Origin of the sequence: Streptococcus sp. 3.1, from assembly GCF_016648915.1 — a bacterium.
GTDB lineage: Bacteria > Bacillota > Bacilli > Lactobacillales > Streptococcaceae > Streptococcus > Streptococcus salivarius_E.
In genome coordinates, this window is sequence record NZ_JACLQV010000039.1 from 1 (window position 1) to 4957 (window position 4957).

At 32.8% G+C, this 4957-nt stretch carries 6 protein-coding genes and 2 pseudogenes; 2 read left to right on the forward strand and 6 right to left on the reverse strand.

Annotation, left to right across the window (positions count from 1 at the left end; translation table 11 throughout):
- Positions 1-211: 211 nt before the first annotated feature.
- Positions 212-292: pseudogene (locus H7U02_RS11245) on the forward strand (IS3 family transposase); the annotation flags it as partial.
- Positions 293-366: 74 nt separating this feature from the next.
- Here the strand turns inward: H7U02_RS11245 and H7U02_RS11250 are convergent.
- Together H7U02_RS11250 and H7U02_RS11255 are read right to left on the reverse strand one after the other, a co-directional pair.
- Positions 367-891, reverse strand: coding sequence for a DUF1697 domain-containing protein (locus H7U02_RS11250; RefSeq protein WP_201043380.1), 525 nt, complete (start codon positions 889-891; stop codon positions 367-369).
- A 1-nt stretch (position 892) separates the two neighbouring features.
- On the reverse strand, positions 893-1528 hold the full coding sequence (locus H7U02_RS11255) for a DJ-1/PfpI family protein (protein WP_201043383.1): 636 nt from the start codon (positions 1526-1528) through the stop codon (positions 893-895).
- 127 nt (positions 1529-1655) lie between these two features.
- On the opposite strand from H7U02_RS11255, the pseudogene H7U02_RS11690 reads away from it, so the two are divergent.
- Positions 1656-1784, forward strand: a pseudogene (locus H7U02_RS11690) (IS30 family transposase); the annotation flags it as partial.
- Here H7U02_RS11690 and H7U02_RS11260 read toward each other — a convergent pair.
- The 4 genes from H7U02_RS11260 to H7U02_RS11275 form a co-directional block, all read right to left on the reverse strand.
- Complete coding sequence (locus H7U02_RS11260; protein ID WP_311637669.1) at positions 1771-2229, reverse strand: GHKL domain-containing protein; 459 nt, start codon at positions 2227-2229, stop codon at positions 1771-1773. The pseudogene H7U02_RS11690 and the gene H7U02_RS11260 sit on opposite strands and share 14 nt — an antisense overlap.
- 81 nt (positions 2230-2310) lie before the next feature.
- The gene (locus H7U02_RS11265; protein ID WP_201043381.1) at positions 2311-2889 is read right to left on the reverse strand and encodes an HD domain-containing protein; all 579 of its coding nucleotides are present in this window, start codon (positions 2887-2889) and stop codon (positions 2311-2313) included.
- A gap of 368 nt (positions 2890-3257) precedes the next feature.
- Positions 3258-3767 carry a hypothetical protein gene (locus tag H7U02_RS11270; RefSeq protein ID WP_201043385.1) on the reverse strand — a complete coding sequence of 170 codons (510 nt, stop codon included), beginning with the start codon at positions 3765-3767 and terminating at the stop codon, positions 3258-3260.
- 391 nt (positions 3768-4158) lie between these two features.
- Positions 4159-4770 (reverse strand): helix-turn-helix domain-containing protein, encoded by a 612-nt coding sequence (locus H7U02_RS11275; RefSeq protein WP_201043382.1) that lies wholly within the window; start codon positions 4768-4770, stop codon positions 4159-4161.
- Positions 4771-4957 lie beyond the last annotated feature (187 nt).

The window sequence follows — 4957 nt, forward strand, 5'->3', positions numbered from 1 at the left end:
CATTACATGCCATCATTTTTATTCCTTTACAAATATAGTTTAAATAAAATAAATAGAAGTAATACACCCAGATAGAATTGAGTTGCAAAACATTCCTTGAAAGAGATTTATTTCAAGAAACATAGTAAATCTATCGCCATTTAAGTAAAGCTTATTAAAATAAGAAGGTTATCTATTTTTATAACTTAATCCTTATTAAAACGATTCACAAATTGATTATTACAACAAATGCATTAAGGTAAAACTAAAAGGACTCAGTCCCGTACAATACAGAACTAAATCCTTTGCTTAAATAAATTGTCTAACTTTTTGGGGTCAGTACGTTCTAGGTTTTTTTATAATATAATTTTATCTGATTCTGTCTGATTAAAACTTTGAAAGTCGGTTAACTACACTCAATTTTCGCATAGTCATCCGAATTCCAAATTTCTTTTCAAGATAATTAGTGTTTAAACGTTTTTTTCGAGCATCACGTGGTAAATATAGGTAACAACACTCGTGACCACCATAGAACTCTTCATCTCCAAAATTCTCTCTACAAAGTTCTGTTAGAGTACTTTCGGGAATCTCTTCGTTAGTAAAAACTAGATGAATACGAGAACTATCATAAGTATTATCAAATGGGTTTTCTTGAATAGCAATCTCTAATTGATTAATTTCTTTGATAATTATTGATAAATCAGCTCCAATTTTATCCAAAATCGTATCATGAACTAACTTTCTGATTTCTTCGTCAGATAACTCTGATTCTAACAGTATATTCCCACTCTGAATATATGTTTGAACATTTAAAAAACCAACTTCTGTTAGGATTTCTACTAAATAAGACATTTTTGGAATCCTATTGGTACCAGTTGGTGTTACTCCACGAAGGAAAATAATCTTTTTCATATTAACTTTCCAATGCATCTTTTTCTAGAGAGTTCATCATTTCGCCATAATATTGAGGATCTCCCGTTGAAAAATAATTAAACCATGCTTCGACTGTAGTTTTTGAATACAGTCCCAACTCCTCGACAATAAACTTAGCCCATAATAAAGAACCGGCTGAACTCGCAGTAATAAGCTTTCCGTCTTGAACTGCAATCTCGTCTTTATAATAACCATGTCCTCGATAATGTTGGCTCATCTGGCTTAAAAAGAATGAAGCATTACTTGTATGATATCGATTATCTAGAATTCCTTTTTCGGCTAATCCCAAAGTAGCTCCACAGATAGCTCCAACTAAGATATTTTCTTGTAATAGTTTAGAGGCAAGTTCTAAAACGTCATCTTGCTCATTGTTCAACCAACTATCTCCTCCGATAAGCAATAGAGCATCTGTATTTGTAGTATCTATATCATCTAAATTAAAATCTGGAACAATTGTCATTCCTCCAGCAGTTTTTATAGACTTTTTCCCTTTAGAAAACGTTAATAATTTTACTTTAGCTTCTCCCAACATAGCCTGTAAACTTAGTGCATGCATCAAATAGCCGTGTTCCCAATCGGCCATAGTATCTTGAACATACATATAAATATTTTTCATAATGCTTACTCCTCTTTGATAAATGATTGAACTATTAATTATTTTTATTGTATCATTTTTTGTATTTCGCGTAATATCAACATTTTTTACTTCATCAGTAAAATAGTGATTTTTAGACATTAAATAACTTTGCAGGGTATTTCCAAAAGAGGCTCTAAAAACTTCACTTCAGACAGGGGAGAAGAGTTTGCCTGCTATCTTCTGGTAGAGAATTTAGGAATTTCCTTTTTCTTTGCTGACGCCTATTCATCTGGCATCGTAGAAACCCCAACGAGAGCTGAGCTTGGCGTATTGGGTTCTTTCTTACCAAGGAACACATCACTAAACGAGGTAATTCCTATGCCAGAATAACCTAGACCCTCTCCTTTACTTGAGCGACCAAGTTTAAAGATACCGACTGTATTGATAGATTCTTGAGCAATGGTATTCTCTACTATTACTACCTTTGTCTCTCCACTGATAAGAGCAACGTTCACTTCTTTAGTACTGCTATCCAGACTAGCTTCAATAGCATTATCCAAGAAGATGGACAGCACAGTTATGAAATCCAATAATTCCATCCTCGATACTTCAAAGACGTCGCTGACCTCAAGGTGTCTGTTGTACAATAATATTGTATTAGAAGAGCATAAAGCAACATATATATCTAAATAAAAACAAAAGCTAGACAGAAATAATCTAACTTTCGAGGTGCAGTTCATTCTGGATATTCTTTTATTACTAACCAACTACAATATATTCTTTTTACAATATACCTCAACTATTTTAAAGTCCAATTGATATTACAAATACAAGCCCTTTTCTACACTTTTCTTAACCAACTCTTCCGTCAGCTTCCATAACTCTTCAGACTCACTTTTTATAAATTTTTTCTTTTCTAATACCATGTCTGAACTAATTTGATCGGGATTATAATTTACTTCTGACACTTCCAAGTGATTTATAAGTGGTACCAATGCGTCAATCACTCTTGCATATCTTGCCTCAGCACTCTGCCCTTTTTCAAACTCCAACCAAGAATTTTTCATATTCAAATATTTTTCTTCTGGAAGGATGCTCATTGTTTTTTCTATAGATTCTAGCTCTCTATCATGAGAATGAAGCTTTTTTTGATCATCAAACACCCAAGTATCTCCGGCATAAATCTCACCTAAATCATGAATCAATAACATAGACATTACCTTTTCCATATTCAGTTTTTCAGGATAATAATCTTGAAGAACCATTGCAGCTATCGCACCCTGCCAAGAATGCTCAGCACTATTTTCAAACCGTCCATCAAGGGTTCTATTAAATCTTGTTACTGACTTTAATTTCTCGATTTCTTTAATAAAATCAACCGTATCATTCAATTTACTCATCGTTGCTCGAACCTCCATATCCGAAATTACAAATATAATACTTTAATTTATTTTTTTTATCAATTGCATTCCGCATTTTGTTTCAAATATAATATTAACTTACTTATAAAAATGGTCTACAATCTATTCCTACTGAAGACTTGATTTTTTTGAACATTTCCCCCTTGTGTAGTGTGAAATAGAATATTAATAATTCTGCTATTATCCCAACTTCATCACTTCAAACAGTTAGACTGATACTTCTATCGAAAAGTAAAAGACACCCTGCAAGGTGTCCTGAATTATATCCGCAGTAAATGCCACAATATAGATAAACTCATCTTTAGATATAAATAATCTTACAAAATGCTTCTATGCTATCTTATTCTCTAATTAAACCTACTTTGATAAATTAAATTAAACAACCACTGAAGATTGATTAATGGTTTTGGTTGAGCATCAATCACAGGTTGAACAGTTTCTCTAATTTCTTTTTGGACTTTTCGTTGATTATACTTAATCTTATGATAATGTTCATCAAAAGCATGTTGGAGAGAAAAATTACGATTAAAAATATAACTTTCACCTGAGTCCGGGTAAAAGACTAGAGTACCATCTGAAAAACCTAATACAGACGATTCTGTTCCTTTTTCTCTAGTTATAGCATACGTCCCGTCCTCATCATAGCTAATACCATCTAATTCCGGTGTATAAATCCAGCCATTATTCTCCATTAGCATAACGATGTCCGGCTCTGTCCCCTCCTTATGAGGAATATGCTGAGCATAATAAACAGAGTGGTATTTTAAATTAAAAAAACTAAATAGGCTCATTCCTAAAATTGTAAACAGTCCTATAAATAGTCCTACAAAAATCCCTAAAATATTGCTTTTTTGCATTGTCATCTTCTCTTTCCTCTTCTACGACCAAACAATTTCTTGACTGGATTAACAACTAAACGTTTTACAGTATTTACAACAGGTCTTACAATATAACGTTTTGTTGCTTTTGCAATTGGTCTAACAACTTTTTGATAAATTGGTCTAACAATTGGTTTCACAACATGGTTGTAAACAGGTTTAACTATCTTATTATAAACTGGTTTGATAATGTTCCTATTGACAAACCCAGATACTGGTTTAACAATACGATTATAAACTGGCTTACTTATATTGTTGTAAACCACTTTACCAACAGGTTTAACCGCTGTATTATTAACTGTACAATTGGTTTAGTAACAGTTCTAATACTATTATATACTGGTTTTGCGATTTTATTAATCTTGAATTGTCAAATTAAGTGCATACTTTCCCCATAGAATACTTCATAAGGTGTTTTCCAGTTAAGAAATTTTCGTGGACTATTATTAAGTTTGTTCTCCCATAGCTGAATAGTCTGATCATCAACTAATGTTAGATCACTACCCTTTGGAAAATATTCTCTAAGTAATCCATTTGTATGGCGTGTTTTACCACGATGACGGAGTTTTCGAATGACACCACGAGCACCATGAGATAGTGAGTTATCATCAAAATGACCTCTGTAAATGGCTCTATAGATTGTTTGATAACTAATAACAGTTTTTCCGTACTCTAATCGCAACTGACCTTCTATTTCTTCAGGAGACCATTGGTAATCGAGAAATAGATGTTTGACGGTATTGCTTAAATTGTGATCTATTTCAAGCATACGTTTCCGCCCACAGTGTGATTTAGCCAGATGGTAAGATTCCTGTGCATGACTTGGAGAATAGCTTCCTTCTTTTAGATGTCGCTTCCACTCACGACTAATACTAGACGGATGACGATGAAGTAACTTAGCAATTTGAGAAAAATTTAGGCCTTGCGTACGGTAAATGAGAATACTTTCACGCTCGTCTATGGTAAAATGATGGTAGCTCATAAGATTTCCTTTCGTAACTAGTTCGTTCAATTCTATTTTACTAGAAAATCTTATGAGTTTTTATTGTGCACTCATATTGTATATTCAAGATCTTAATTACAAAAATAAACCAATAAGCAATGATATGGGGTCAGAAAAATTTTTCCTTTTCTGCTGTTCAGTACTAACTCTTACATCATACCTAGAT

Coding starts and splice junctions, on each gene's coding strand:
- H7U02_RS11250 (WP_201043380.1), bottom strand. CDS start 891: ATGAAAAAGATTATTTTCCTTCGTGGAGTAACACCAACTGGTACCAAT.
- H7U02_RS11255 (WP_201043383.1), bottom strand. CDS start 1,528: ATGAAAAATATTTATATGTATGTTCAAGATACTATGGCCGATTGGGAA.
- H7U02_RS11260 (WP_311637669.1), bottom strand. CDS start 2,229: ATGAACTGCACCTCGAAAGTTAGATTATTTCTGTCTAGCTTTTGTTTT.
- H7U02_RS11265 (WP_201043381.1), bottom strand. CDS start 2,889: ATGAGTAAATTGAATGATACGGTTGATTTTATTAAAGAAATCGAGAAA.
- H7U02_RS11270 (WP_201043385.1), bottom strand. CDS start 3,767: ATGCAAAAAAGCAATATTTTAGGGATTTTTGTAGGACTATTTATAGGA.
- H7U02_RS11275 (WP_201043382.1), bottom strand. CDS start 4,770: ATGAGCTACCATCATTTTACCATAGACGAGCGTGAAAGTATTCTCATT.